This is a genomic window from Fictibacillus tiangongensis (genome assembly GCF_048083785.1).
Lineage (GTDB): Bacteria > Bacillota > Bacilli > Bacillales > Fictibacillaceae > Fictibacillus.
Genome location: NZ_CP182294.1, coordinates 1,550,624 through 1,575,968 on the forward strand (window position 1 = coordinate 1,550,624; position 25,345 = coordinate 1,575,968).

At 36.7% G+C, this 25,345-nt stretch carries 34 protein-coding genes; 25 read left to right on the forward strand and 9 right to left on the reverse strand.

Annotated features, from left to right (window positions below; all coding sequences use genetic code 11):
• Positions 1-10: 10 nt before the first annotated feature.
• The 7 genes from ACNJYY_RS08470 (at position 11) to ACNJYY_RS08500 (ending at position 6,249) form a co-directional block, all read left to right on the forward strand.
• Entirely contained in the window at positions 11-3,640 is a 3,630-nt protein-coding gene (locus ACNJYY_RS08470) for an LPD38 domain-containing protein (protein WP_416731374.1), read from the forward strand.
• A gap of 13 nt (positions 3,641-3,653) precedes the next feature.
• Positions 3,654-3,854, forward strand: a complete 201-nt coding sequence (locus ACNJYY_RS08475) for a hypothetical protein (protein ID WP_416731375.1) — start codon at positions 3,654-3,656, stop codon at positions 3,852-3,854.
• A gap of 35 nt (positions 3,855-3,889) precedes the next feature.
• Positions 3,890-4,129 carry a hemolysin XhlA family protein gene (locus tag ACNJYY_RS08480; RefSeq protein WP_416731376.1) on the forward strand — a complete coding sequence of 80 codons (240 nt, stop codon included), beginning with the start codon at positions 3,890-3,892 and terminating at the stop codon, positions 4,127-4,129.
• Entirely contained in the window at positions 4,126-4,293 is a 168-nt protein-coding gene (locus ACNJYY_RS08485) for a hypothetical protein (RefSeq protein WP_416731377.1), read from the forward strand. The genes ACNJYY_RS08480 and ACNJYY_RS08485 overlap by 4 nt, the downstream gene beginning before the upstream one ends.
• Before the next feature lie 107 nt (positions 4,294-4,400).
• Entirely contained in the window at positions 4,401-5,294 is an 894-nt protein-coding gene (locus ACNJYY_RS08490) for an N-acetylmuramoyl-L-alanine amidase family protein (protein WP_416731378.1), read from the forward strand.
• A gap of 102 nt (positions 5,295-5,396) precedes the next feature.
• On the forward strand, positions 5,397-5,705 hold the full coding sequence (locus ACNJYY_RS08495) for a hypothetical protein (RefSeq protein ID WP_416731379.1): 309 nt from the start codon (positions 5,397-5,399) through the stop codon (positions 5,703-5,705).
• Positions 5,706-5,727: 22 nt separating this feature from the next.
• Positions 5,728-6,249, forward strand: a complete 522-nt coding sequence (locus ACNJYY_RS08500; protein WP_416731380.1) for a hypothetical protein — start codon at positions 5,728-5,730, stop codon at positions 6,247-6,249.
• A 19-nt stretch (positions 6,250-6,268) separates the two neighbouring features.
• Here ACNJYY_RS08500 and ACNJYY_RS08505 read toward each other — a convergent pair whose 3' ends face one another.
• Together ACNJYY_RS08505 and ACNJYY_RS08510 are read right to left on the reverse strand one after the other, a co-directional pair.
• Positions 6,269-6,499: a hypothetical protein gene (locus ACNJYY_RS08505; protein WP_416731381.1), complete on the reverse strand. Its 231-nt coding sequence runs from the start codon at positions 6,497-6,499 to the stop codon at positions 6,269-6,271.
• Positions 6,483-6,689 (reverse strand): helix-turn-helix transcriptional regulator, encoded by a 207-nt coding sequence (locus tag ACNJYY_RS08510; protein ID WP_416731382.1) that lies wholly within the window; start codon positions 6,687-6,689, stop codon positions 6,483-6,485. Before ACNJYY_RS08510 ends, ACNJYY_RS08505 begins: the two co-directional genes overlap by 17 nt.
• A gap of 279 nt (positions 6,690-6,968) precedes the next feature.
• Between ACNJYY_RS08510 and ACNJYY_RS08515 the strand changes: the two genes are divergently transcribed.
• Genes ACNJYY_RS08515 through ACNJYY_RS08535 form a run of 5 tightly spaced genes read left to right on the forward strand, consistent with a single transcriptional unit; the run spans position 6,969 to position 9,892 of the window.
• Positions 6,969-7,241 (forward strand): hypothetical protein, encoded by a 273-nt coding sequence (locus ACNJYY_RS08515; RefSeq protein ID WP_416731383.1) that lies wholly within the window; start codon positions 6,969-6,971, stop codon positions 7,239-7,241.
• A gap of 1 nt (position 7,242) precedes the next feature.
• Positions 7,243-7,602: a hypothetical protein gene (locus ACNJYY_RS08520; protein WP_416731384.1), complete on the forward strand. Its 360-nt coding sequence runs from the start codon at positions 7,243-7,245 to the stop codon at positions 7,600-7,602.
• A gap of 1 nt (position 7,603) precedes the next feature.
• Positions 7,604-8,842, forward strand: a complete 1,239-nt coding sequence (locus ACNJYY_RS08525) for an FtsK/SpoIIIE domain-containing protein (protein WP_416731385.1) — start codon at positions 7,604-7,606, stop codon at positions 8,840-8,842.
• A complete protein-coding gene (locus tag ACNJYY_RS08530) occupies positions 8,832-9,440 on the forward strand; it encodes a replication-relaxation family protein (protein ID WP_416731386.1) in 609 nt (202 codons plus the stop codon). The genes ACNJYY_RS08525 and ACNJYY_RS08530 overlap by 11 nt, the downstream gene beginning before the upstream one ends.
• 53 nt (positions 9,441-9,493) lie before the next feature.
• Complete coding sequence (locus ACNJYY_RS08535) at positions 9,494-9,892, forward strand: hypothetical protein (RefSeq protein ID WP_416731387.1); 399 nt, start codon at positions 9,494-9,496, stop codon at positions 9,890-9,892.
• An 11-nt stretch (positions 9,893-9,903) separates the two neighbouring features.
• On the opposite strand, the gene ACNJYY_RS08540 is transcribed toward ACNJYY_RS08535, so the two are convergent.
• A complete protein-coding gene (locus tag ACNJYY_RS08540; protein ID WP_416731388.1) occupies positions 9,904-10,179 on the reverse strand; it encodes a helix-turn-helix domain-containing protein in 276 nt (91 codons plus the stop codon).
• Between the two features lie 258 nt (positions 10,180-10,437).
• On the opposite strand from ACNJYY_RS08540, the gene ACNJYY_RS08545 reads away from it, so the two are divergent.
• The 3 genes from ACNJYY_RS08545 (at position 10,438) to ACNJYY_RS08555 (ending at position 11,291) form a co-directional block, all read left to right on the forward strand.
• Positions 10,438-10,737 carry a hypothetical protein gene (locus ACNJYY_RS08545; RefSeq protein ID WP_416731389.1) on the forward strand — a complete coding sequence of 100 codons (300 nt, stop codon included), beginning with the start codon at positions 10,438-10,440 and terminating at the stop codon, positions 10,735-10,737.
• A 23-nt stretch (positions 10,738-10,760) separates the two neighbouring features.
• Positions 10,761-11,012, forward strand: coding sequence for a hypothetical protein (locus ACNJYY_RS08550; RefSeq protein ID WP_416731390.1), 252 nt, complete (start codon positions 10,761-10,763; stop codon positions 11,010-11,012).
• A 150-nt stretch (positions 11,013-11,162) separates the two neighbouring features.
• Positions 11,163-11,291, forward strand: a complete 129-nt coding sequence (locus tag ACNJYY_RS08555; RefSeq protein ID WP_416731391.1) for a hypothetical protein — start codon at positions 11,163-11,165, stop codon at positions 11,289-11,291.
• Positions 11,292-11,586: 295 nt separating this feature from the next.
• On the opposite strand, the gene ACNJYY_RS08560 is transcribed toward ACNJYY_RS08555, so the two are convergent.
• Positions 11,587-12,912 carry a short-chain fatty acid transporter gene (locus ACNJYY_RS08560; RefSeq protein ID WP_416731392.1) on the reverse strand — a complete coding sequence of 442 codons (1,326 nt, stop codon included), beginning with the start codon at positions 12,910-12,912 and terminating at the stop codon, positions 11,587-11,589.
• A 175-nt stretch (positions 12,913-13,087) separates the two neighbouring features.
• Here ACNJYY_RS08560 and ACNJYY_RS08565 point away from each other — a divergent pair, with 175 nt between their 5' ends.
• The 3 genes from ACNJYY_RS08565 to ACNJYY_RS08575 all read left to right on the forward strand — a co-directional run bounded on the left by ACNJYY_RS08565 (position 13,088) and on the right by ACNJYY_RS08575 (position 15,387).
• Positions 13,088-13,537: a CotD family spore coat protein gene (locus ACNJYY_RS08565; RefSeq protein WP_231607471.1), complete on the forward strand. Its 450-nt coding sequence runs from the start codon at positions 13,088-13,090 to the stop codon at positions 13,535-13,537.
• 121 nt (positions 13,538-13,658) lie between these two features.
• Entirely contained in the window at positions 13,659-14,405 is a 747-nt protein-coding gene (locus tag ACNJYY_RS08570; RefSeq protein ID WP_416731393.1) for an SDR family NAD(P)-dependent oxidoreductase, read from the forward strand.
• Positions 14,406-14,496: 91 nt separating this feature from the next.
• Positions 14,497-15,387 carry a cation diffusion facilitator family transporter gene (locus ACNJYY_RS08575; protein ID WP_416731394.1) on the forward strand — a complete coding sequence of 297 codons (891 nt, stop codon included), beginning with the start codon at positions 14,497-14,499 and terminating at the stop codon, positions 15,385-15,387.
• Here ACNJYY_RS08575 and ACNJYY_RS08580 read toward each other — a convergent pair.
• Together ACNJYY_RS08580 and ACNJYY_RS08585 are read right to left on the reverse strand one after the other, a co-directional pair.
• Positions 15,379-15,744 (reverse strand): VOC family protein, encoded by a 366-nt coding sequence (locus ACNJYY_RS08580; RefSeq protein WP_416731395.1) that lies wholly within the window; start codon positions 15,742-15,744, stop codon positions 15,379-15,381. The genes ACNJYY_RS08575 and ACNJYY_RS08580 overlap by 9 nt on opposite strands.
• Before the next feature lie 6 nt (positions 15,745-15,750).
• Positions 15,751-16,482, reverse strand: coding sequence for a sulfite exporter TauE/SafE family protein (locus tag ACNJYY_RS08585; protein ID WP_416731396.1), 732 nt, complete (start codon positions 16,480-16,482; stop codon positions 15,751-15,753).
• Between the two features lie 124 nt (positions 16,483-16,606).
• On the opposite strand from ACNJYY_RS08585, the gene ACNJYY_RS08590 reads away from it, so the two are divergent.
• From ACNJYY_RS08590 to ACNJYY_RS08610, 5 genes are all read left to right on the forward strand, one after another.
• On the forward strand, positions 16,607-17,476 hold the full coding sequence (locus tag ACNJYY_RS08590) for a LysR family transcriptional regulator (protein ID WP_416731397.1): 870 nt from the start codon (positions 16,607-16,609) through the stop codon (positions 17,474-17,476).
• A 69-nt stretch (positions 17,477-17,545) separates the two neighbouring features.
• Positions 17,546-18,262 (forward strand): 2,3,4,5-tetrahydropyridine-2,6-dicarboxylate N-acetyltransferase, encoded by a 717-nt coding sequence (gene dapD, locus ACNJYY_RS08595; protein WP_416731398.1) that lies wholly within the window; start codon positions 17,546-17,548, stop codon positions 18,260-18,262.
• A 24-nt stretch (positions 18,263-18,286) separates the two neighbouring features.
• Positions 18,287-19,411: an N-acetyldiaminopimelate deacetylase gene (locus ACNJYY_RS08600; RefSeq protein ID WP_416731399.1), complete on the forward strand. Its 1,125-nt coding sequence runs from the start codon at positions 18,287-18,289 to the stop codon at positions 19,409-19,411.
• 293 nt (positions 19,412-19,704) lie between these two features.
• Entirely contained in the window at positions 19,705-19,950 is a 246-nt protein-coding gene (locus ACNJYY_RS08605; protein WP_137789798.1) for a YkuS family protein, read from the forward strand.
• A gap of 116 nt (positions 19,951-20,066) precedes the next feature.
• The gene (locus ACNJYY_RS08610; protein WP_416731400.1) at positions 20,067-21,386 is read left to right on the forward strand and encodes a hemolysin family protein; all 1,320 of its coding nucleotides are present in this window, start codon (positions 20,067-20,069) and stop codon (positions 21,384-21,386) included.
• Positions 21,387-21,393: 7 nt separating this feature from the next.
• On the opposite strand, the gene ACNJYY_RS08615 is transcribed toward ACNJYY_RS08610, so the two are convergent.
• Positions 21,394-21,597, reverse strand: coding sequence for a ChaB family protein (locus tag ACNJYY_RS08615; RefSeq protein WP_416731401.1), 204 nt, complete (start codon positions 21,595-21,597; stop codon positions 21,394-21,396).
• Between the two features lie 252 nt (positions 21,598-21,849).
• On the opposite strand from ACNJYY_RS08615, the gene ACNJYY_RS08620 reads away from it, so the two are divergent.
• Positions 21,850-22,392: a peroxiredoxin gene (locus tag ACNJYY_RS08620; protein WP_416731402.1), complete on the forward strand. Its 543-nt coding sequence runs from the start codon at positions 21,850-21,852 to the stop codon at positions 22,390-22,392.
• 176 nt (positions 22,393-22,568) lie between these two features.
• Positions 22,569-23,234, forward strand: coding sequence for a potassium channel family protein (locus ACNJYY_RS08625; protein WP_137789795.1), 666 nt, complete (start codon positions 22,569-22,571; stop codon positions 23,232-23,234).
• A 43-nt stretch (positions 23,235-23,277) separates the two neighbouring features.
• Here ACNJYY_RS08625 and rnjA read toward each other — a convergent pair whose 3' ends face one another.
• Together rnjA and ACNJYY_RS08635 are read right to left on the reverse strand one after the other, a co-directional pair.
• A complete protein-coding gene (gene rnjA / locus ACNJYY_RS08630) occupies positions 23,278-24,948 on the reverse strand; it encodes a ribonuclease J1 (RefSeq protein ID WP_137789794.1) in 1,671 nt (556 codons plus the stop codon).
• 3 nt (positions 24,949-24,951) lie between these two features.
• The gene (locus ACNJYY_RS08635; protein ID WP_144701031.1) at positions 24,952-25,161 is read right to left on the reverse strand and encodes a DNA-dependent RNA polymerase subunit epsilon; all 210 of its coding nucleotides are present in this window, start codon (positions 25,159-25,161) and stop codon (positions 24,952-24,954) included.
• Between the last annotated feature and the right edge of the window lie 184 nt (positions 25,162-25,345).

Here is a 25,345-nt window from a genome sequence, read left to right on the forward strand (position 1 = left end):
GCGGTGAGTTATGGCATTTAATAAAGACAAATACAAGAAAATATTCGAAAGTAGATACGGGACTGGCTCATTTGAAGCCGGTCTTTCTTCTGCTCGTGAAATAGGACTTAGCAAAGCTCAAGCAGAGTTTGAAAAGGATGAATACAAACGAAGAATGAGTGAAGCAAAGAAAGCTTTTGAAAAAGCTCAAAAGGAAGCTGAAAAGATAGAAAAGGAAAGCCTAAAACAAGAAGCTAAAAATGCTGCTAGAGAAGAGGCTTATAAGAGGGCACCTGACCTTTCATCTAATCAATACTACAACAAGATGAATAAAGCATTCTCTTGGGAAGGTCAAAAGAGAATGGAAGAAGATAGAGAGAAGCGAACAGTTAAAGCTTCAGATTTAGCAGAAGACATAAAAAAAGAGAAGAAAAGTAAGAAGAAAAACAAAAAGAAAGAAAAAGGCATCCTTTCAGATATCAAAGATGCTGGTAAGAATTTTGGAGAGTTTATCAATCCATTTGATGATGTGTCCATGAAAGAAGCAATAACGAAAGAAACTAAACGTGAGAAAAGTAAATCTAGTAAGGAAGTAAACCGTTTTGCTTCAAGGACAATTAACTCTGCTTCATTGGGAGCACTGGAAAAAGGTATTCGAGGCAAAACTGATCGTTTCGATGATCGAGAGTTTGGTGAAGGTGGAGGAATTGATTTTGTTTCAAGTGGACTCGGTTATTTACTACCAGGGACTGGAGCTGTTAAAGGAGCAAAAGCATTAGGTCTTGGAGCAAAAGGATTAAAAGGTGCATCGACTACTAAGAAAGCAGTTCAATTAGCCAAAGAAGGCTCCGCCGCAGGTGCTCTATTTGGATTAGCTGAAGGTGGAGCTACTGAAGTTTTTAGTCCAGAGAAAAGAAGTATAAAAGATCACGCTTTGCAAATTGGATTGGAAACAGCAGGTGGAGCACTATTAGATCCACTATTAACTTTGGGTGGTAAGAAACTCCTTAATAAACTTGGAAATAAACTGCCTAATAAGAATAAAAATGTACCAACGACAACTCAAGAGCAAACAAATAATAATGTTTTAGCTAATACTTTAAGTAGCAATAATCAAAAAGCTACTTCTGAAAAACTTTATGAAAATATATCTCCAGAAACAGACCCAGGATTAATTAAAGTTAAACCGATGCCAGATATTGATCATTCATCTGGTGATTTAGCTTCATTCCGTTCAAAAGTAGACAGAACACCTAAAAAAGATAACAAAACTATGGAATTCCTTAAGAATCTTCGCACACAATTTGTAGATGATATGGCACCGTTAGAAAGATTAGAAAAGGATGTTCGTGGATCACTTCCTAGTGCTGAGAACAGTCTGTACAAAACTGCACGACTTCTAAAAGGAAGTCCAGAGAGAGCACATGAACTTGTAAGAACTAAACTAGCTCCTGTTTTAGAAAGTGCAAAAAGAGCTGGTTACGATGAAAAAGATTTAGGTGACTATGCTCTAGCTGTTCACGCAAAAGATGTGAATTCTAAAGGCATGAATTCAGGTTTTACTAATGCTGAGATTGACGATGTTATCAAACGTTTTGGAACCCCCGAAATGGAGGCAATCCGTAAAGAGTTAATGAAGGTAAGTGACGATGTTCTTCGTAATGAATTAGGAGGGAATCAAATCCTTTCATCTGAATCAATTGAAACGATGCGTGAGAAATGGCCTAACTACATGCCACTCTTTCGTTCCTTTGATGATGAGAAAGTAGGTTTTGCAGGAGGCATGAGTAATGCTTTGGCTAACGCTAGTAATCCAATTAAACGTCTAGAAGGTTCAAGCAGGGATGTAATAGATCCAATTGAGAGTATGGTCAAGAATATCTTTCAAGCTACTAACCAAGCAGATCGTAATAAAGTTGGATTACAGCTTTCAAAATTAGCTTCTGAAGACGAAAAAGGAATGTTAAGAAAGTTAGCTTCTAATGAAAAAGTTGACCGTAAAAATGTTGTTAGTGTTATGGAAAACGGACAAAAGGTTAAGTATGAAGTTCCTCCAGAAATTTACCGAACAATTACTAATATGGATAAAGAGTCAACGAATACTTTAATTAAAATTCTTCAAGCACCTGCTAGTACACTAAGAGCTGGAGCCACACTTACACCTGAGTTTTCACTGCGTAACCCATTACGAGATGTTGCACAAGCTTATGTTGTTTCTAGTTCTGGTTTTAATCCTATCATTGATTTTCCAGTTGGATTATGGAATGCAATATTCAAAGGAAAAACGTTTAAGGTTGGTGGAAAAGAAATCTCTACGGGAACGTGGTATAACGATTTCATTGAATCCAATGGTGGTTATGGGAACATTGTATCTATGGATCGAAACTTACACCGTAAAGCATTAGAAAATGCTCTAAAAGAAGGAGATACACCTAAATTTAGAAACATTGTAAACCCTAAATCTTGGGTAGAACTCCTTCGTACCATTGCAGATGTATCTGAAACAGCAACAAAAATTGGAGAATATCGTGCTGCTATTAATAAAGCAGGAGTATCCCGAGAAGAAGCTGCATATCGTGCTAGAGATTTAATGGATTTCGCAAGATCTGGAACCAGTATTCGTGAAGCAAACAAAGTAGTTGCCTTTTTGAATGCAAATATTCAAGGGAAGAGTAAGCTGATTAGAGCAATTAAAGAAGACCCAAAAGGGGTTACAGCAAGAGCTTTTAAAGCAGTTACAGCTCCTACAATAGGTATTTACATCTTACAAAAGAATGTAGCGAATGAAGAACAAAAAGCTACTATAGATGACGCACCACAATGGTTAAAGGATACATTCTGGTTAGTCCCTGTACCTGGTACTAATCAAGTTGCTAGAGTTCCAAAACCATTTGATCTTGCACCTATCTTTGCAAATCTTCCTGAACGTACTTTAGATTATTGGATTGATAAAGACCCAGAGGCATTTGATAAGTTTGCGAAAGAAGCTATTTCAAGTTATTCCGTACCTACTATGCTAACTGGTATAGCACCGTTTATAGAAGGTATGGCAAACTATTCATTCTTTAAACAAGGAGCTATTGATCCTATGCGTGATCAAGATGTTCAATACCCTGACAGATACGATATAAATACTTCACAAGTAGCAAGGATTGCTGGTAAAGGTATTAATAATTTAACTGGTGGAGAAGGCGCATTCAAGAACTTTGGTTCTCCTCGTATTATTGATAATACCATTAGAGGACTTACAGGAGGACTTGGTGAATATACTGTAGATGCAGTTGATATGGTATTGGAGAAATCGGGAATAGTAAGTAAGGAATCAGAAAAACCAGACAAACAAATCAATCAACAACCTATTTTACGTTCGTTTATGGTTAATAAAGGTTCTACTGGAGAATCTGTAAATAAGCTTTATAACATGTTAGATTCTCTTTCTAAAGCTAGAAGTTCAGCTAAACAAAATGAAAAAGATTTTGAACTAGAAGAACGTTATAAAGAAGTTAAAGATGTTACTAAAGAAATCAGTGATATTAGTAAGGAAATGCGTTCAATCGAAAATAGTAAAGAACTATCTGGATCGAAGAAACGTATGTTATTGGATCAATTAAATCAACAGCGAAATGAAGTTGCACGACAAGCTGCAAAGAACCTAAAATAAGGGGTGTTTAATAATGGCTTGGTATCATTGGATAGCTGTTTACAGTCTTATCATTGGAGCTATTGTTCTTACAATTATTCCAGATAAACCTTGGTGGTTGTGGTTGTCATGCTTATTGTTAATCGGAGGTAGCTTATTGAGTGGAGTGTTACTTCCTCATAAAGAAGATCCAGCTTATACGAAAATGATTAGAGAACGAGAGTCGGCTAAATAGCTGGCTCTTTTTTATTTGGGAAGAAGGTGTGAAATTTGGAACCATTAGAAAAATTTGAAGAACGCATGAGAAAGATGGAAGAACGGCAATCGAATATGGAAACAAGAATGGCATTAGCTGAAAGTCACATTAAAGATATTAAAGGTGATTTAAGTGAAATAAAAGGTGATACAAAGTGGTTAATTAAACTCGTTGCGGGGTCGTTAATTTTAGCAGTCTTAACTGGGTTAGGATTTGTAGCTAAATATTTATTTCAAGGTGGTGGTGTTGCTTGATGAAAAAAGTTTTAAAGTATTCAGTACTGATTCCTATAGCTTCTTTGATGTATTTAATTCTAGAGGACTTAGGATATAAAGTTGACCCTGCAAGATGGGAAACTTACGTAACTTTAATTACAGGAATTTTAATTTCTTTAGGAATAGTAAAAGGACAGAGTTAGTTTGCCACCGTCTGTCCAAATAAAATTATAACACTTATGGACACAATTGTCTGTAAGTGTATTTTAATTTCAGTATAGGGAGAGTAATTTGTAAAATGACTTTTAAAATGAAATACCAAATCAAGAAAGACTACATAAAAGTAAAAACTAATCGTAGACCAGGAATCTTAATCAAGCCTGAATTTGGTGTACTTCATGATACAGGTAACTACGGAAGTACTGCTCAAAACAACGTTGATTACTTTAAGAATACTCCTATGGACAGTACATCTGCATCTGCTCATACATTCATTGATGATATTGATATTATCGAATGTGTACCTCTGACTTTAGATAAAGCAGAAAGAGCACATCACGTTCGTTATAATGTACCTGCTGATAATCATCTATTTGGTGATGATGCGAATGATATTGCTGCTGGGGTAGAGCTATGCTTTGGAGAACATAAGAAAACTGGAAGAGTTATCAACTTCAAGGAAGCTTATAAACGATACGTATGGTACTGTGCTTATGTTTCTTATGTGTTTAAGTTTAATCCTAACAGATGGATAGGTCATGAAAAACTTGATCCAGGTCGAAAAACTGATCCTTCTAATGCTTTGAAGAGATATGGTAAAACGTATGAGCAATTACTTAAAGATATTGTGGATGAGTATAATGAGTGTACTAAAGCTCCAGTATCTGAACAACCTAAACCAAAAAGCAATGAACCTAAATTAAAGACATCATCCGATGGAGTGTATTGGGATGGAGTGAAAATGGTTAAAGGACAGATTGGTAGATTACATATCTTGAAGGATATCAACCTTTATGATGCAAACAAGAAGTTTATCAAAGTCTTACCTAAATCATGTATCTTTCGTGTTTATGGTGTAAACGAAGGTAACAATTATAAGTATGAAGTTGGCGGAGGATGTACTGTATCGAATGTTAGTGGATACGTGCAATTCAATAAAGCTGACGATGATCTTATAGCAGCTAATGAGCAGATTTATAAGTAAATAAATATTGCCTATCTCTTTTTATTGAGGTAGGCTTTTTTTCATTAAAATATTCATTTAATTCTAAAAATAGGATATAATTACCAGTGGGAGAGTGATAATATGAGCGAATTTATTAAACAAGTAGGATGGGCAATCATTGTTATAGGCGTTATTAGTGGGTTGTATATTGGTTTTACTTTAAATATTTCTACCCCGGGTTTAACAGAAGGTTATGTTTATGAAGATCCACATCCATTCCGTTGGATATATGGAATAGGGGCAATATTATCATCTTTATTCTTTGGTTGTGTTCTTATTGGAATCAATGAAATAATTGAAAAAATAAATTCTGTAGATAAAGAAGTACGATACACAGGCAACAATATTCAAAGAGAAATTAAAGAAATTCAACAAACGCCTTCCAATTAAGGAAAGTTTTAAGGAGTACGGAATGAAAGATATTTTAAAAACAATTGAATCATTTGAAGGTATAATTGGAGCTTTATTAGGTGTAATTATTACTCTAATACTCACTCAAGTGTTGAAAAACTGGGGTGGGATAAAGACATATGTTTTGGAATGGAAAGTAGATTTTTTTAAACCAGATGGGTATGGTGGACGAGATACTAGTTTTATTGATGAGGCATCTTCTGCTTCACTGTATTTAAATATTGAGATTTATAATGGATCAGAAATGCCAAAAATTTTAAGAGATATAAAATTCAGTTTTTATAATGAAAAACTGTTTTTGTTTTCAGTGAATCCAAACGATGAAAGTACAGCAAGAATATCTGCTGGCGCAAGAAGGTCTGATCCATTACTAAATATAAATATACCTCCAAAACAAATTGTTACTTATGAATTAAGTAATTACCTAAGCGGACATAATTTAGAACTTTTTAAAGAAGCTACCACAGCTTCAATTGAAATGCGTGAACATAACAACAAATTAATAAAGTTTAAATTGTTTTAAAATGAGACCAAATTAGGTCTCATTTTTTATGCGTACCTGTATAATCCCAATATCCCGAATCCAACTTCTCAAGATTTTTCCTCATAAATACCTTTAGATCTTCTTCCATCTCTAAGCCTTCAATTTCGTCCACTGTAAAAGTGATCTGCCTTCCTAGTTTCAAGTCCATTACAGTAACTTTTCTATTTGAACTTGTATTACTCTTCACTGCAAATAGTATTCCATATCTTTTATCATACATTTTCTTCAATCCAAACTTCCCATATAGGTTTATTTAATTCCTTACATATCACATATGTGTTCTCAAATGATGGCAGCGTATGACCATTCACAATTCCACTTAATGTAGACGCACTTATACCAGTAACTTCAGAAAACTTCTTTTGTCTTATGTCTTGATCCGCAAGTATAACTTTAAGTTTACATTTATACTTTTTCAAGCATGATCACCTCAATAAGTAATTTCTACACCAGAAAACTAATTCCTGTCTACCAAAATAGTACAAGATATATAGAAATTAATTTCGATGGACGAGATAACTCTAACAAGCAGTCTAAATATAGTAGCAAATATAAGAAATGTTATAGCAGTGAACGCAACAGTTAATAGAGCAAAAACTATATTAACCCTTACTACATTAGTTCAAGCTAAAAGACTAGTAGAATAGGAAATTGAAATTTTGTTTAAAACACAAGCGAGAGAAAGGAGCGAAGTGGTTTTGATTATTCGGCTGAAGGTGAATGGGAAAACGCTGTGTGAGTTAGAGCCTATCGAAGCAACTCAATGGTTAAACGAGGATGAACTATTTTATTACGCTGACAAATGTCACAGTCTAATAGCACCTTTTCAACCTGCATTAGACCACGTAAACAACTTCATAGAAAACGGTAAAGCCTTAAGGGATCATTCACAGTTAGTAATGCCTGATTGGATGGATACGGTACTTGAGTACAGTTTAGAAGTTCTATCATGTATCTTTGGGGGAATTTGAGATGGTTATAAAAATTAATGGTTGCGAGGTTCGCGATGAACTTTACAAAATCAATTCTAAGCTTCAGAAACCAATGAAGAGACACGTTAGGAGAGACAATAGGCTATTTGGAATAGTAGCACCAACCTTGAGTACTTTGCTTCATTTTTCACCTGAAATGAAATTAGCTTACATTGTTGTTTGTGGTGTAGGTGTTTCATTGATAGGAATAGGGTTAATTGAAAACATGTTTATTTCAAATGGCAACACCAGATCAGCAGAAATAATTGAACGGATAACAAAAGGAATATTACTAGCTGGAACATCCATAGGAATTGGATACTTTATCTTTCATGCTCCTATGTGGCATTGGGGTAGATGACATGTTTAATGAATGGTTAATTACTCAGAAGTATAAGAGCAAATTAAAGAAAACATTTTATTCAGGTGGCTTGTATCTCACTCATAAAAAGAAGAGTTACGTTCATTACATCTTACCTAAAATACAAAGTGTTAAATCAAAGGACAATTCGATGCAAATTGTATTTACACTCCCGTTAGGTCTAGATCCTAAAGAAGTAATAAAGAATGATTGGTTGTTTAAGCAGCAGTTTGGTGAGCATGTAAAGCTGAAACAAGAAAATAAGAAGTTTGTATTAACTATCTACAATGAAGGATTAAAGAAGGTCATTCCTTATAAGTTTGAAACGTTACATCCATTAATGAAAGAATTCAAATTACCTGTGGTTGTAGGTAAGGCTAAGAACGGTCAAATTATACTTGTTGATTTAATAAAACATCCTCATTTACTTGTTGCTGGTGAAACAGGATCGGGTAAATCTGTTTTCCTAAGAACAATGATTACTTCAATAATACAGCACATGAAACCTGGTCAATTAGAGTTATATTTAGGTGATCCTAAGATGGTCGAATTCTTCCTATTTGAAAATGTGCCCATGGTTAAAGGATTTGCAAACGAACCTGATGAGATAGCTAAAATGGTTCAAAAAGTTGTTAAGCAAATGAAGAAACGTAAGAAGTTAATGAAAGAAGCGAAAGTACCTCATATTGATAAATACAATAAGAAAGCTGAAAAGAAACTTCCTTATATTCTTCTATGCATTGACGAATTCGCAGAGCTCCAAAGTGAAGGAAGTATAAAGAAGGATATAGAGTGGATTAGTTCACAGGGGAGAGCATTTGGAGTAATCCTATGTCTAAGTTTACAACGTCCTGACAGGGACACAATGGATGGAAAATTAAAGAACAATATGACTATGAGAATAGCTTTTAAGATGGCAGATAAGGTTAACAGTCGTATCATTTTAGATTCCTATGAAGCAGCGAGTATCAGCTCAGAAGATAGTGGTCGTATGTTCTACAAATTAAATGGAATACATGAAGCGCAAGCCTTCTATTTAGATGAGGAAGATGCCGAAACGATATTAGAAGAATATAAGTCAATTGAAGAAAAAGTTAATATAGTTGAAACGATGGTGCAAGATGAACCAACAACTATATCTGAAGATACAACAGATACTATAGAAGATAATATAAATGAATCTCCAGTTAAACCTACATTTAAAGCTAACTTATTAGGGAGTGGAGAAGATGGTAAATAGAGATAAGTTAATCCTTGATGACTTAAAGAAATTTCGTATATTAAATCGTGATCAGATTATTGCAATGCACTTTAGCCATTTAAAACAGAAAGTTGTAGTTTGTAACAATGTGATGAAGAGATTAAGACGAGATGGCTATGTAACAGCATGTACTGAAAGTCAGCCTTACAACTACTTTCTAAACCCATCACCAATTAAGAAGGATTCAAAGAAGATACCTCATTTTAACACTATAAGTAATTTTTATATTGATGCCTGCAAGTATCAAAAGCCTACTTTGGTGCAGATTGAACCAAAGCTTGCAGAGAAATCAACCATTGAACCAGACATTTTTATGATTTGGTTAGGTAGTCCGTTATTTGTAGAGATACAGAGGAGCATCTATTCAGCAAAAGTAATGCAGCAGAAGATAAATAGATATAAAACATACTTTGAAAGTGATGAATGGAGAAACGCAAGTTGGCAGAAAGAAAAGGAGGTTTTTCCTTATATTTGGATCATAACTGATTACAAATATAAACTAGACGATGTTTCGCCCTTGCAGATATTCCAAACCAAAGATGTAGATGAGTTTATGAAAACTGTTGTTAAACAGTAACATAAACAGATAAACCTTCCTCATATAATCAACCAAAAGGGAGGCAGGCGAACATGAAAAGTGAAATGAAATGCTTGGTATGCAATGGAAGTCATTTTCAAAAAGGATCTTACATTATTGACACTGAGGTAAATATCTATTCAACTGCTTATAATAGCGTGAGAGCTGATTCAAGAGTAAGTTCGTATAGCTCGGATTACAACATTGATGTTGATACAGACGTTGATGTTTCAACTCAAATTGTTAATGAAGTAAATGCTGATTCAGATATGGTATTCCAATTACTATTAGATAATGAGGAATATGAGAATATTTCACCTTACAAATATGCTTGTGAAGATTGCGGTTATATTATGAGTTTTAGTAAAGCAAAAAATATTGAGAGTAAAGAAGGAGAACGTAAACGCAAACAAAGAGAAAAGGCATATGATTGGTCAAACTTTAAGAAATAAAGACTCCCGAATTACTGGGAGTCTTTTTCTTTTGCTTGATATTCAGGATTATCTACAATCTCAACTATTTCATTAATATCTGTAACTTCAAAAACATCTGCAATTTTCATTAATGTATACAAATCAACTTGCGTTCTAATGTTCCTTGAGTATTCGGATATTACAGCTTGTCGAACACCAGCTTGCTTAGCAACTTCATTCTGTGTAAGTCCATCTCGTTTCATTAGCTGATCAATTTTCAATACTATTTTACGCTCCAAAGGTACTCGTTCATTTAATTTTACCAACCTATATTCCCTCCCTTAAACAGAATTATAGCATATTTATATACGTTTATACGTTTATTTTCTAAAAAGAGTTGCATTTTATCCGTTTATACGTATATAATGAAAATAAGAAATCCGCTTAAACGTATAAAACAGAAAGGAGACTGTGAGTAAATGAGAGGAACTCTCCAAGGATACTTCTATTATGGATTAATTTTATTCTCATGTGCAATAGCAATTCTACACGCTTACTAAGAATACTGAAGGGAGTTTATCCAAATGAAAAAAGTCACAGTAAAAATGAACTCTGAGAAAAATGTATCTGGATATCTGCTTGATGCTAGAAACGTAATGATGATAAATGACGGAATGCTTAAAATTGTTGGTGTAGAGTTAAGAGATTTAAATTACGTTAGAGATAACAAGTCATTTATTGTACTTGGTAAAGTTGCTGAAGGTATTAATGAAGAGTTATTAATTAAAAGCGTGACCAACAGGCTACAGAATACAACAATGTATGATTACTTATTAGGACAGTGGGATAGATCAGAAGATATTTCGTTTGATTTGATAAACTAAAATTGAAACTTGGGGGAAATAAAATGATGACAGTTAATAATGAAGAAAAAGTCGAGCAGAAGTATGAGATATTTGTAGATTTACACACAACGTTATCTTTAAAAGTAACTGGTGAGGATGAGATGAGAGCTGTTGAAATGGCTCTCTCTCAATTAAGTGAAGATACAATACAACAAATATTATTAACAATAGTCTCAACTAACGGTAGTGTGTTAATGCCGAAAGTACATACATTTGAGACTGACAATGTTAATGTGTTTGGAGAAGATGAGTAAGCCACCTGTTTAGGTGGTTTTTCTCTTCAAAATGTTTCCATATAAGCTTGTAATAAATGATACAATTAGGTGTCATTATTTTTTGTAACAAACTTCACGTTTGCGTGAAGTATTTTATATAAGAACAGGTGCATGGGGGATGAAATGGTTATGGTAGATCACAAAGAAGATATTGAGGTTGATAATAACGATTTTGAGAAGTATGAGGAATTCTTAGTATCAGAAGATGTACAAGCTTTACAGGAGGCTTTCAATAAAATTGAAAAGAAAAATGATTAACAATAACTACTACTTCGATAGTAGTTTTTCTTTTGTCAAAAAAGGTAACGAAAAAGTAACGAAATGTTGAAAAATGAGTTTGTTGGTATAATTATATTGTCGAGTGAAAAGTGTAATAAACGTTGATACAACAGCATATAAAGGGAACTGTTAGGAAACACTAAAATACGCTTGTCCCACCTTGACAGGGTAGAGGTCGGGGGTTCGAACCCCTCTCGAGTCACCATACATAATAAGTAAACCTCCTTAGAGATAAGGAGGTTTTTTGACCATTTTTTAGTTGGATTTTTGTGTGTTACAGCAATAAAAACACGCCAGAGATGAAGACCCCTGTAATGATCATCATAACAAGGCCATAACCCATGATGTCTTTTGCTTTTAATCCAGCGATAGCTAGAGCAGGAAGGGCATAGAATGGTTGAATCATGTTTGTCCATGCATCACCCCAAGCTACAGCCATTGCTGTTGTTGATAAAGAAACCCCTAAGTTTTGCGCCGCTTCTAACATAACGGGTCCTTGTACCGCCCATTGTCCACCTCCAGACGGAACAAAAAAGTTAACGAGGCCTGCACTCCATAAAGTAAATAAATGAAAAGTATGTTCGTTTGAAAAATAAATAAGCATATTGGACAGAACGGCTACTAATCCAGATGATGTAACAATACCCATTAATCCGGCATAAAAAGGGAACTGTATAATAATTCCGCTTGCATTTTTCACAGCATCCGTAACCGCTTTCAAAAATAACCGTGGTGTTTTATGTAAGATGATACCAATGAATAGGAATAAAAAGTTTACGATATCCAGATTTAAGCTGAATCCATTTTTAGTGAAATAATAGACGAGGTATGAGATTCCTAATAGACCGATGAGTATAGATAATATCTGACTATTTTCAAGTCGATCAGCAGGAGTTTGAAGTGTTTCATCTTTACTTGCTGCTTCAAAAGAATCCTTTTCCTCTAATAATGCTGGATCGATTATAAAGGCTTTTTCGGCTGGAGGAACCATAAATCTGTTAATGAGCGGTACCATTATGAATAGGCCAGCTAGGATAATTAAGTTGAACGATGAAAAGATAGTCTCACTCGTCGGAACAACTCCCATAATATTCTCGGTAAAGTGTCCAGGTGTAGCGATTGTTAAGACAACAGAGCCTGATAGACCTCCGCTCCATATGATAAAGCCACTATAAGCACTTGCGATTAATAACCGGTAGTCGACACCTTTTACTTTCATCGCGATTTCTTTTGCGAATAGAGCACCTATTATAAGTCCGAAGCCCCAATTGATCCAGCATGCGACGAGCGCGACTAACGTTACGAGTATGATAGCTTGTCCTGGTGTTTTTGGGATTTTTGCTAAAGAACCTAATAGTTTCTTAAATAGCGGGGAGCTTGCCATAACGTGTCCGGTCACTAATATTAACACCATCTGCATGGAAAACGTTAATAAACTCCAAAAACCTGTACCCCAATAATTAACGATTTGCACAGGTGTGCTATCTGTCGCAAATAGTGCTAAACCACATACGAAGAATGTCAGTAAGATGACCAATAGAAAAGGATCGGGCATATACCTTTGCATCAATCTGTTTGAAAATGAAATTAAAAGTCTCAATTCTCTTCTTCCTCTCCTCTTAAATGATATTTGAATAGTATGTATTTCAAGTACAGTTCGATTAATTTCTACAAAATCCTTTTAATACTTATTGATAAATGGACGAACTTTTTAATTCGTCCTACATAAAATATAGAGAAATAGGATATAAGGTTTTTGAAAGGAGAACATTTTTTTGGCTTTATTTAAACGCCCTGGCATTTTTGCCAAAAAGGGAATGGTTCCTAATATGGGTGCAATGGGACCTACGATGGGAGCAATGGGACAGATGGCGCCTACGATGGGAGCTATGCAACAGATGCCACAGATGGGTGGATGTGGATACCCTGCAGTATCACCGTCTCAATACTATCCTCCACAAGTTATGCCTGCACAGTTTAGTCCTACGAATCAACAAGTTCAATATAACCAGCAAGATGTATATGTTCCGATGATTCATCCAACTCAAACGACTCAAGTCAATCAGATGAACTACAAATATGTACATTACTTCCCTCAGAACACGAACGTCGTAAACCAAGCCACGCAGCAAAACCTTTGTGGAACAGTACAACCAATCATGGCACCTTGTCCCCCGCCATGCCCACCGCCATGTGGCCCGTGCGGTCCGTGGAGAAAGAAGTAAAAGTGAAGCTGTCGACAGTGTCGGCAGCTTTTCTCTTCTTTTTTTTAGTGGGTTTGTGTGAAAATAAAACCGTATGGGGAATGAATAGAATAGTACATATCAAATTCTGGAGGTTATCAAAATGAGCCGTGATACAAAGATTGTAATCGTTACAGGTGCAGCAAAAGGGATAGGGAAACAAATCGCAATTGATTTTGCCAAAGCTGGTTATATTCCTTCATTGATAGATTTTGATAAAAATGAACTTGAATCAACTTTGTCTGAGGTTACATCAATTCAAAAGGATGCAATCGCCATAACATGTGATGTTAAGAATCCCGATGAAATCATCCAAGCAGTAGCAGAAACACAAGATAAATTGGGTGACATTCAATGTTTAATTAACAATGCAGGTGTTTCGAAATGGAAATCACCATATGAATTAACTGTGGATGAATGGGATGATATTTTAAACACAAACTTAAGAAGCGTGTTCCTTTTCTCAAGAGAAGCGGCTAAGTACATGTCCCAGTCTGGAGGAGGTTCTATCATCAATATGGCCTCCACTCGTGCGGTAATGTCTGAGCCTCATTCCGAAGCATATGCGGCAACTAAGGGTGGGATTGTTGCTTTAACTCACGCCTTGGCTGCATCGTTCTCTGAAGATTTTATTACCGTAAATTCTATTAGTCCTGGTTGGATACATACAGGAGATTATAAGGAGCTGCGTGAAGTGGATCACGATCAGCATCTCTCAAAAAGAGTGGGTATGCCAGCTGATATTTCAAGGGCATGCTTATTCTTAGCGCAGTCTGACAATAATTTTATTACCGGGGAAAATATTACGATCGATGGCGGGATGACTAGAAAAATGATCTATGAACATTAATGTTTCCTATAGGGAAAAAGATTGCTCTAGACCCACCCGGAATCCATTCTTTATGATGTAAAAGGTATTATTTAACGAAGGAGAATAGAGAATGCAATCTGATCAGCAAAAAAGAGTGGAACGCGGTGTTTATCTTAGTCTAGGAGCATATATTTTTCTATCAATAGTTAAACTTGTGTCAGGTATTTTCTATAATTCCGATGCATTAGTTGCTGACGGATTAAACAATGCTACTGACATAATCGCTTCTATCGCAGTATTAATAGGTTTGAAAATTTCAAGGAAGCCAGCAGATGAGGATCATCCTTATGGACACTTGCGTGCAGAAACGATTGCATCGATGGTTGCTTCCTTTATTATGGTAGTTATCGGTATAGAAGTATTGATATCTTCTATTAAAAAGATGTTTAACGGAGTGGAAACAGAGCCTTCGCTGACGGCAGCCTTGATCGCATTGTTTGGTGCGGCAGTGATGATCATCGTTTATTTATATAATATTAAGGTAGCTAAAGAAACAGACAGCCAAGGGCTAAAAGCAGCTGCTCTTGATAACCGTTCAGACGCTTTTGTTAGCATTGGAGCCGCAGTAGGAATCTTTGGTGCACAGATCGGCTTACCGTGGCTAGATCCTGCCGCAGCAGTTCTTGTTGGTCTAATCATCATTAAAACTGGTTGGGAGATTTTCACTGAAACCTCCCATAACCTTTCAGATGGCTTTGATTATGAAGAAGGGAAGGAAATGGAGCACAAAATTCTAGATGTTGATGGTGTAGAGAACGTCGGAGACCTGAAAGCTCGTAAACACGGTAACCGAGCTATTATCGATGTAACGATTAAAGTTGATCCTTCCCTTAATGTAGTGGAAAGTCACGAAATCACAGAAAAGATAGAAGACACGATCAAAGAAGCTTATAATGTCGAAAGTATACAAGTTCACGTTGAACCAGAGGACGGAAAGAACAAAGATAACCCATTAAAGTGAAGAGGGCTGAATGAATTCTATCCGATTACCGAATGGATCTCTTATCGTAAACCGAGAAAATCCCGGAATCGGGAGTTCTTCTTGAATCTGTATTTGGTGGAGAGTTAAAAGTTCCTTGAAGCTTAAGAGATCATCAACTAAAAATGCGGGATGGTGTTTACCTTTGTAAACCTGGTCTTCCACTCCGATGTGTAGTTGTTGATGACCGAATTGAAACCACATCCCACCATTTTTTCGAAGAGCCTCTGGTTTTGGAATTTCTTCAAGTTGCAGGATTCCTTCATAAAAAGCTCGTGCTTCATCTTCCTTTTCTCGTGGAATACATATTTGGACATGATGGATGCCTGTGATTTTCATGGTTTATTACCTCCATTGAATAATTAATTGAAGAATAAGCAGAACAGTTACAGTCCTCATAAGGATTGTAACTTGTTTTGTTTTTAAGCGAGGTGCAAGCTTTACAGCGGCTTGTGCTCCACAGATGCTTCCGATCGTAAGCGGTATAGCTACATTCCACATATAATGACCAGCCCATAAATAAGTGAACACAGCTCCAGTGCAGCTTAAGAACGTATTAAATCGTGTAAACGAAAGGGTGCGAATATATGTAAAGCCGTTTCGCAAAAAAAGCTGCATCTGTAAGGTACCCTGACCTGGACCAAATAGGCCATCGTAAGCTCCGATACCAAATAGATAGGGATATTTACTTACAGGCAGCTGTTTGATCTCATGATTAGGATCTGTTTCTCTTTTTGCTTTTAGAAAAGTTAAGAAGAGTGCACCTGTGAGTAAGAAAAGAGCGATGATGGTTAGGTTTTCTCTAGAAATCGCAGAAGCAGTCAAGCCGCCTGCAATTCCTCCTAGCAGACTGATGAAACCTGAAATGAGGTAAGGGGTAAGCTTTGTATCATTTTTTCGTAAGAGAACAAAAAAGCTGGAAAAAGAACTGAACATGTTGGCAAATTTATTCGCTGCGATCGCAGAGTGGACGGGAACACCTAATAATAACATGATCGGAAAATTAATCATGCCCCCGCTTCCAGAAAGGGTGCCGATAAAAGTAGCTATAAAGCCCACGAATATGAGAATGTACAAACGATTCACATCCCTTCATTTTCTCTTTACATATCTATCCTATGTTAAGGTATACTTAAAATAAATTACATATATTAGATAATTTTCAATAAGAAAAACTTATGGAAGCTAAAAAGGAGAAATAATGCAGTTATCTGAATTTCGTATATTAAAAGTACTCGCAGAAGAATTAAATATGAGAAAAGCATCTGAGCGTTTATATGTATCTCAACCTGCTCTCAGTCAGAGGCTTCAAACGATTGAGAACAATTGGGGAACCATTATTTTTATTCGTTCTCAAAAGGGATTGAATTTAACACCCTCTGGAGAAAAGATTCTAGCTTTTGTTACGGAAGTTCTTCAAAAAGAGGAGCTTGTAAAAGAAGAACTTCAATCTCTCTCAGAGCATGTTCACGGCACCCTAAAGCTTGCGGTTGCCTCTATCATAGGTCAATATTGGTTGCCTCATGTACTAAAAGAATATGTGAATCTATACCCTCATGTAAATATTTCACTGATAACGGGGTGGAGTTCGGAGATCATTAAACACCTTTATGAAGATAAGATCCACCTTGGAATTGTTAGAGGAAACCCAGAGTGGAGAGGCAGCAAAGAACATATTTTGTCAGACCACTTATATTTAGTCGATACGACAATCTCATCCATTGACGAGCTTTCTGATACGACTAAACCATTCATTCAGTTTAGAAGTCACTCAACCTATTATCAAGAAATACAAGATTGGTGGCATACTCATTTTAAAACTACGCCACAAAAAACGATTGTTGTTGACCAGATTGAAACGTGTAAACAGATGGCTCTAAATGGAATTGGTTATGCGATTCTCCCATCGATCAGTCTTCGGCCAGAGGACGATATCTTTAAGATCCCATTAACAGATAAAAAGGGTAATGCCATTAAACGAGATACTTGGCTTATTCATCACGGCACAGGATCGGAGCTCAAACAAGTGAATGTCTTTATGGATTTGATTCGAAAACTAACGAATGAATAAGGTTTGAATCTTTCTATATTTAGTGGTTTAATACAATACAGAATGACTTTTAAGGAGGAACTACCAAACATGAAAATGATGGATGCAAACGAAATTATCTCATTTATCCAAAACGCTACAAAATCTACACCAGTAAAAGTTTATGTAAAAGGAAATCTTGAAAATATCGATTTTGGCCAAGATACGAAAGTGTTCCCTTCAGGCAACACGGCTGTACTATTCGGCGAGTGGAAAGATATTGAAGCTGCTCTAAAAGCAAATGAAAGCAATATTGAAGACTTCGTGATCGAGAATGACCGCCGCAACTCAGCGATTCCATTGTTAGATATGAAGAACATCAAAGCTCGTATTGAACCGGGTGCAATCATTCGTGACCAGGTTGAGATCGGTGACAATGCCGTAATCATGATGGGAGCTTCTATTAACATCGGAGCTGTAATTGGCGAAGGAACGATGATCGACATGAACGTCGTTCTTGGTGGACGAGCTACAGTAGGTAAGAACTGCCACATCGGTGCAGGAACTGTACTTGCAGGCGTTATTGAACCACCTTCTGCAAAACCAGTTGTTGTAGAAGATGATGTAGTCATTGGAGCGAACGCAGTTGTTCTTGAAGGTGTTACAGTAGGTAAAGGTGCTGTCGTAGCTGCAGGTGCCATTGTGATCGAAGACGTAGAACCATACACAGTAGTTGGTGGAACTCCTGCTCGTGTACTTAAGAAAATCGATGAAAAAACAAAATCAAAAACAGAAATTAGACAAGAGCTTCGTCAGTTAAACGACTAATTTTAGCGTAGGGGATGAGAGAAGATGAAATCGTTGCTTGAGATAAGAAAAGACTTGCACCGTATACCGGAGCCAGGATTTTTAGAGTTTAAAACTCAGAGATATATCCTTGATCTCATCTCCACTTTTCCTCAGGATCATCTTGAAGTTCACACGTGGGAAACGGGCATATATGTAAAAGTGATCGGAAGAAATCCATCAAAAACGATGGCTTATCGAACAGATATGGATGGACTGCCTATTGTTGAAGAAACAGGTTATGAATTTTCTTCTCTTCATGAAGGAATGATGCATGCCTGTGGACACGATATTCATATGACGATTGCGATCGGTTTATTGTCTCATTTTGCACAGTACCCGATAGATGACCATCTGTTATTTATTTTTCAGCCTGCTGAAGAAGGACCAGGGGGAGCTCTCCCTATGAGAGATAGTGAGCTGTTTCAACAACTGCAACCTGACATGATCACAGCTCTCCACATTGCTCCGGAATATCCGGTAGGTACGATTGCTGTAAAAGAAGGATTATTATTTGCGAATACATCCGAACTGTTCATCGATCTGATCGGAAAAGGCGGTCATGCAGCTTATCCCCACTTAAGCAATGATATGGTAGTTGCCGGAAGCCATCTGGTTACACAGATGCAATCGATCGTTTCACGTAATATTGATCCGCTGGATTCTGCAGTTGTAACGATCGGCAAGATAACGGGTGGAACGAAACAAAATATTATCGCTGAAAAAGCAAGGCTAGAAGGCACGATTCGAACGTTGTCTCCAGAAGCGATGGAAAAAGTGAAAAAGAGGATTGAAGCTTTAGTTGAAGGTATATCGCGCGGATTTGAATGTGAAACATTGATCGATTATGGTTCGAATTATCGCCAAGTGGATAACGAACCTGTCCTAACTAAAGAATTCATGGAATTTGCTAAACAGCAGAAAACTGTGAATGTATTTGAATGTAAAGAAGCTATGACAGGAGAGGACTACGGATATTTCTTAGAGAAAATTCCGGGGTTCATGTTCTGGCTTGGAGTTGATACTCAGTACGGTCTCCATCATTCAAAATTAAAGCCGCAAGAAGAAGCAATCCAACATGCTGTAGATCTATTAGTTCAATATTTTATCTTCAAAGGTAATAGAAAATAGGAAAACGGCCCTCTTCGGCCGTTTTTTTTGCTCATTTCTCTAGTTTCAGTCTCCTGATGTCACTCCATCCGCGAATGTTAACTTTCAATTTTAGAAATCTTAACCGTCAACCCGAAATTTTTAACACGCAATCCACAAGTTTCGGTGCTCAATCCAAAAGTTTTTATGATATATCTACGAGTAGACACGTGACGCCATACATCGATATACACGCCTCAACAGCAACACTTCATTGTTCATTACATATTCCCAATATGAGTTGGAAACATTAAGAAAAGTAAGGAGGTGGGAATATGGCTAGAATTGGTGTAGAACAATCGTTATCAAATGTATCAGATGCTTTACGATCAAAGGGATATGATGTTGTAGAACTTCGTCAAGAACAAGACGCGAACGGCTGTGATTGCTGTGTAATTTCCGGACAGGATCAGAACGTTATGGGCATTCAAAATGCAGCAACACAAGGTTCTGTATTAAATGCTCATGGCATGTCAGCTGATGAAGTATGTCAGGCTGTTGAAAGCAGATTACAATCATAACACTCCTGGGGACAGCCATGCTGCCCCTTTATTTCTGTTTAACGCACGTTTTAACAGGGAATTAATTGACCAATCACAAAAATATATGTTGTTTAGCAGCAGATGGGGAGGTCCATATGCCAATCGTAAATGTACTCATGATTATTTTACTTATCGTGTTAACCGCATTTTTTGTAGTCACTGAATTTGCCATCGTAAAAGTACGAAGAACGCGAATCGACCATTTAGCTTCCGAGGGTAATAGTAAAGCGATCGCTGCACAAAAAGTTATCGGAAATCTTGACGGTTATTTGTCAGCCTGTCAGTTAGGAATAACGATTACAGCATTAGGACTTGGGTGGTTAGGCGAACCGACTGTTGAGATCTTTTTAAGGCCATTGTTTGAGAACGCTGGATTGAGTGAAGGACTCACGCACACGCTCTCGTTTTCAATCGCTTTTTTCTTAATTACATTCTTACACGTGGTACTAGGTGAATTGGCACCGAAAACAGTTGCGATTCAAAAAGCTGAGATGGTCTCGTTAGCTACTGCAAAACCAATTATCCTGTTTTATAAGGTCATGTACCCTTTTATTTTCTTACTAAATGGATCAGCGAACCTTTTGACACGGGTGTTTGGCATAAGTCCAGCTAGTGAACATGAAGTAGTACATACAGAAGAAGAATTGCGTCTTATTCTTTCTGAAAGTTTACAGGGTGGAGAGATCAATCAATCAGAATACCGTTATGTGAACAGAATTTTTGAATTTGATGACCGTGTAGCGAAGGAAATCATGATTCCTCGAACAGAGATGATCTGTTTATTCCTAGAAAATACGTGTGAACAGAACATGGCGATCATGCGTGAGGAAAAGTTCACGAGATATCCTGTTGGGCATGATGATAAAGATCATATTGTAGGGGTTGTAAACATTAAAGAGTTCTTTAACGAAAATCTTAGCAAAGAAAATTTTGACTTAAATGATTATATTCGTCCCATTATTACCGTCCATGAATCTATACCGATCCAAAAACTGCTAGTCAAAATGCAAAAAGATCAGACACATATGGCGGTGCTCGTAGACGAGTACGGAGGAACTGCAGGAATTGTTACGGTTGAAGACATCTTAGAAGAAATCGTTGGGGAGATCAGGGATGAATTTGATATCGATGAAGAACCTGAAATTCAACAAATCGATCAAAATCAAACCGTAGTGGATGGTAAAGTGCTCATCTCTCAGATCAATGAATTATTTGCACTCGATATTGATAACAGTGAAATCGATACAATCGGTGGGTGGGTTCTAACTAGGTCTGTTGATTTAGAATCAAACCATTCGTTTAATTACGAAAGTTTTCGATTTACGATTTTAGAACTGGATGGAAGACAGATTAAAAAAATCGGAATTGAAAAGATATCAGAGGAAAAGAATGCTGATACGAATAAAGACTCCTGAACATCATTCAGGAGTCTTTACTTTTCCATTTTCCATTTTCTGTTTTTTCATATTTATGTTTTACTGCGCTCCATGCTACCTTATGAGCTGTCTCTTCTTCTTTGTATTCTTCAAGTGCAGAATTGAATGCTTCTTTATATATTTCCTGACCGTGATGAGGAAGGTGATCTCTTACTCCCTCAGGCAGATCCTTAAGTGAATCATATGGCATTTGAATCCCTCCTATAGAATTAAGAGTTCCCGTGAAATCCTCAATATAAACTCTTTATTGAGAATGAATAGAATCTGAAATGAGCGGATAATTTCACATTTTTAGTTTAAGTTGCTATGATTAAGGAGAAGTTAAGACGTGGGAACAGCTTTCCTTATTTAAATTAATTATTATTTAACATTGACTAAAAATAAGGACTGTACTATAATTACCCATGTAAATAAAACAGTTTTTTTGGAGGGATTTTCACCTATGGCAGAACGTATGGTAGCAAAACAAGCACCTAGATTTGAAATGGATGCGGTATTACCAAACAAAGAATTTGGAAAAGTTAGCTTAGAAGAAAACATGAAGAATGACAAGTGGACTGTTCTTTTCTTCTATCCAATGGACTTCACTTTTGTTTGTCCTACAGAAATCACATCACTTAGCGACCGTTTTGACGAGTTCGAAGATTTAGATGCTGATGTAATCGGTGTTTCTACAGATACAATCCACACTCACAAAGCTTGGATCAACACGCCACGTGACATGAATGGTCTAGGTGAGTTAAAATATTCTCTAGCAGCTGATACTAACCACACTGTAGCTCGTGAATACGGGGTACTAATTGAAGAAGAAGGTATTGCTCTTCGCGGTCTATTCATCATCTCTCCTGAAGGTGAATTAATGTACTCTGTTGTTAACCATAACAACATTGGCCGTGATGTTGATGAAACATTACGTGTTCTTCAAGCACTTCAAACAGGTGGACTTTGCCCAGCAAACTGGAAGCCTGGTCAAAAAACTCTTTAATCGTCAAATAGCTTACATTTTATAACCCAAGACGTTGTTCTTGGGTTATTTTTGTAATTAATCATGAAAACGTGAACATATTCTGTGAATTTTACATAAGAGGTATTAGTTAGATATTGATTTTCAAATAATGTGGTAAAATAAGGGTATACCGCGAAAGATTGGAGTGATGGACTTTGAAAAAGCAATATGCTGTAATCGGACTAGGTCGTTTCGGCGGTAGTATGTGTAAAGCATTGGCCGATCAAGGAATGGAAGTCTTAGCGATTGATATCGATGAAGATCGCGTAAATGAGTTTTCCAACGTTGTTACGCACGCTGTAATTGCCGATTCTACAGATGAAGGTGTATTGAAAAGTCTTGGGATCAGAAACTTTCAGCATGTTGTGGTGGCGATTGGTGACAACCTTCAATCATCCATTCTTACAACACTGATTCTAAAAGAGATGGGTGTAGAAAAGATTACGGTTAAAGCACAAAATGATTATCATGAAAAGGTATTAAGAAAGATCGGTGCAGATAAAATTATTCATCCAGAGCGTGATATGGGTGTTAGAATTGCTCATCAAATCGTCTCGAACAACGTTCTTGATTATTTAGAACTATCCGATGAACATAGCATCGTAGAATTGGTCGCAACCAAAAAGATGAACAATAAGTCTTTGATTGAGTTAGATATACGAGCTAAGTATGGTTGTAACGTTGTGGCTGTTAAACGAGGAAAAGACATATTCGTTTCCCCTCAGGCTGACCAGAACATTCATCAAGGAGATGTATTGATCGTAATCGGTGGAGATAAAGACATCAATCGTCTAGAAAAACAAATGGCAAATGAAGAGTAAAAAAACCGTTACCCTTAAACAGGGAACGGTTTTTATTATGAAACTAAATCTCCATGATGATAGGAAGAATCATTGGGCGTCTCTTCGTTTTTTCATATAAGAAAGGTGCCAATGTATCTGTGATTTCATTCTTGATCTCTGACCACTGTGTGGTTCTTTTTTCGTTCATGATCGTTTCTAAATGTTTGCTAAGAAGACTTTGAGCATCGTGAATCAAGTCTCCTGACTCACGCATATAAACAAACCCTCTTGAAATAATATCAGGTCCTGCTTCAATTCTAAACTCTTTCATGTCCATACTAACGACTACGACTACTAGACCTTCTTCTGATAGAATTTTACGATCTCGAAGAACGATGTTTCCGATATCACCAATTCCACTTCCATCGACATAGACAGAACCTGAAGGAATCTTTCCTGCTACCATCGCCTCGTTATGAGAAAGAGCTAAAACTTCGCCATTGTCCATTACAAATGAATTCTGAGAAGGAACATCACAATCAGAAGCAAGTTTCGTGTGCATCTTAAGCATTCGATATTCACCATGAATCGGCATAAAGAACTTAGGCTTCATAAGGCGTAACATAAGCTTTTGTTCTTGCTGCCCACCATGACCAGATGTATGGATATCATTTAATGATCCATGAATCACTTCTGCACCTGCACGGAACAACTGATTGATCGTCTTACTGACACTTAATGCATTTCCTGGAATAGGTGAGGATGAGAAGACAACTGTATCTCCAGGAATGATTTGAATCTGTCTATGTGTTCCGTTAGCGATTCTTGAGAGAGCAGCCATGGGTTCACCTTGGCTTCCTGTACATAGAATCGTAACTTGGTTATCAGGCAGACGGTTGATTTGATTTGCATCAACAAACGTATTTTTAGGTGCTTTAATAAAGCCGAGCTCTTGTCCGACTGTAATGGCAGAATCCATACTGCGGCCAAACACAGCGATTTTTCTATTGTTCGCAACAGAAGCTTCAACGACTTGCTGCAATCTATGGATGTTTGAAGCAAATGTAGCGAAGATCACCCGGCCTTCCATTTTTCTGAAGATGTCTTGAATGCTTTCTCCAACACGTCTCTCTGAAAGAGTAAACCCAGGAACCTCACTGTTTGTGGAATCAGAAAGTAAGCAGAGTACACCTTCTTTTCCGATCTCTGCCATCTTCGTTAAGTTCGCAGGTTCCCCAACAGGCGTGAAGTCGAATTTAAAGTCACCAGTATGAACGATGTTACCTGGTGGTGTTTTCACTACAAGTCCATAAGAATCTGGAATACTGTGTGTAGTTCTAAAAAAGCTTACAGATGTTTTACGGAATTTGATCACATCGTCCTCAGTGATTTCATGTAACTGTGCACGACGCAGCAAACCGTGTTCTTCTAGTTTGTTCTTGATCAGAGCAAGTGCCAGTTTACCACCATAGATTGGGATGTTCACTTGTCTTAAAAGATAAGGAATACCTCCAATATGATCCTCATGTCCATGCGTGATAAACAAACCTTTGATCTTTTCTTCGTTTTTTACAAGATACGTGTAATCTGGAATTACGTAATCAATCCCTAAAAGTTCATCTTCAGGAAATTTTATTCCTGCATCTATAAGGATGATCTCATCTTGAAATTGAACGGCATACGTATTTTTACCGATTTCTCCTAGACCGCCTAGCGCGAATACGGCGGCTTGATGATTTTTTACAAATTTCATAAATTATACATTCTCCAATTCCAATGAATTCGTGTCTTTTTCATACTCTAGAAATTTACCGTTAATTTCTTGTATGTATTCAATGTTGTATTTGCGGTCAGCAAGCTTTTTACGTACGTCGTTAATCGTTTCAGCTTCCACGTATACTGTTTGAGTGTGTTCACGAACAGGAACCTCTGTTAAGCTAGTTTGAAAAAATACTTTGAAAATCATATTTCATGTCTCCTTACCGGTCTGTAGTTTTTGAGTTTCTTCGTCCTATTATAAAGGAAAGTGACATGTTTTTCATGTTTTTTCATAATGCATCGTTGGAAAACCACAAAAATATAAAAATAATAACTGTTAAGCACTAGGGTTAATCCTATATAATGACCTTAGTTAATCAAAAAAACTTAAC

What these genes read in the sequence shown, in the direction of transcription:
- ACNJYY_RS08470 (WP_416731374.1), top strand. Translation starts at nt 11, where the DNA reads ATGGCATTTAATAAAGACAAATACAAGAAAATATTCGAAAGTAGATAC.
- ACNJYY_RS08475 (WP_416731375.1), top strand. Translation starts at nt 3,654, where the DNA reads ATGGCTTGGTATCATTGGATAGCTGTTTACAGTCTTATCATTGGAGCT.
- ACNJYY_RS08490 (WP_416731378.1), top strand. Translation starts at nt 4,401, where the DNA reads ATGAAATACCAAATCAAGAAAGACTACATAAAAGTAAAAACTAATCGT.
- ACNJYY_RS08495 (WP_416731379.1), top strand. Translation starts at nt 5,397, where the DNA reads ATGAGCGAATTTATTAAACAAGTAGGATGGGCAATCATTGTTATAGGC.
- ACNJYY_RS08500 (WP_416731380.1), top strand. Translation starts at nt 5,728, where the DNA reads ATGAAAGATATTTTAAAAACAATTGAATCATTTGAAGGTATAATTGGA.
- ACNJYY_RS08520 (WP_416731384.1), top strand. Translation starts at nt 7,243, where the DNA reads ATGGTTATAAAAATTAATGGTTGCGAGGTTCGCGATGAACTTTACAAA.
- ACNJYY_RS08525 (WP_416731385.1), top strand. Translation starts at nt 7,604, where the DNA reads ATGTTTAATGAATGGTTAATTACTCAGAAGTATAAGAGCAAATTAAAG.
- ACNJYY_RS08530 (WP_416731386.1), top strand. Translation starts at nt 8,832, where the DNA reads ATGGTAAATAGAGATAAGTTAATCCTTGATGACTTAAAGAAATTTCGT.
- ACNJYY_RS08535 (WP_416731387.1), top strand. Translation starts at nt 9,494, where the DNA reads ATGAAAAGTGAAATGAAATGCTTGGTATGCAATGGAAGTCATTTTCAA.
- ACNJYY_RS08545 (WP_416731389.1), top strand. Translation starts at nt 10,438, where the DNA reads ATGAAAAAAGTCACAGTAAAAATGAACTCTGAGAAAAATGTATCTGGA.
- ACNJYY_RS08550 (WP_416731390.1), top strand. Translation starts at nt 10,761, where the DNA reads ATGATGACAGTTAATAATGAAGAAAAAGTCGAGCAGAAGTATGAGATA.
- ACNJYY_RS08555 (WP_416731391.1), top strand. Translation starts at nt 11,163, where the DNA reads ATGGTAGATCACAAAGAAGATATTGAGGTTGATAATAACGATTTTGAG.
- ACNJYY_RS08570 (WP_416731393.1), top strand. Translation starts at nt 13,659, where the DNA reads ATGAGCCGTGATACAAAGATTGTAATCGTTACAGGTGCAGCAAAAGGG.
- ACNJYY_RS08575 (WP_416731394.1), top strand. Translation starts at nt 14,497, where the DNA reads ATGCAATCTGATCAGCAAAAAAGAGTGGAACGCGGTGTTTATCTTAGT.
- ACNJYY_RS08580 (WP_416731395.1), bottom strand. Translation starts at nt 15,744, where the DNA reads ATGAAAATCACAGGCATCCATCATGTCCAAATATGTATTCCACGAGAA.
- ACNJYY_RS08590 (WP_416731397.1), top strand. Translation starts at nt 16,607, where the DNA reads ATGCAGTTATCTGAATTTCGTATATTAAAAGTACTCGCAGAAGAATTA.
- dapD (WP_416731398.1), top strand. Translation starts at nt 17,546, where the DNA reads ATGAAAATGATGGATGCAAACGAAATTATCTCATTTATCCAAAACGCT.
- ACNJYY_RS08600 (WP_416731399.1), top strand. Translation starts at nt 18,287, where the DNA reads ATGAAATCGTTGCTTGAGATAAGAAAAGACTTGCACCGTATACCGGAG.
- ACNJYY_RS08605 (WP_137789798.1), top strand. Translation starts at nt 19,705, where the DNA reads ATGGCTAGAATTGGTGTAGAACAATCGTTATCAAATGTATCAGATGCT.
- ACNJYY_RS08610 (WP_416731400.1), top strand. Translation starts at nt 20,067, where the DNA reads ATGCCAATCGTAAATGTACTCATGATTATTTTACTTATCGTGTTAACC.
- ACNJYY_RS08615 (WP_416731401.1), bottom strand. Translation starts at nt 21,597, where the DNA reads ATGCCATATGATTCACTTAAGGATCTGCCTGAGGGAGTAAGAGATCAC.
- ACNJYY_RS08620 (WP_416731402.1), top strand. Translation starts at nt 21,850, where the DNA reads ATGGCAGAACGTATGGTAGCAAAACAAGCACCTAGATTTGAAATGGAT.
- rnjA (WP_137789794.1), bottom strand. Translation starts at nt 24,948, where the DNA reads ATGAAATTTGTAAAAAATCATCAAGCCGCCGTATTCGCGCTAGGCGGT.
- ACNJYY_RS08635 (WP_144701031.1), bottom strand. Translation starts at nt 25,161, where the DNA reads ATGATTTTCAAAGTATTTTTTCAAACTAGCTTAACAGAGGTTCCTGTT.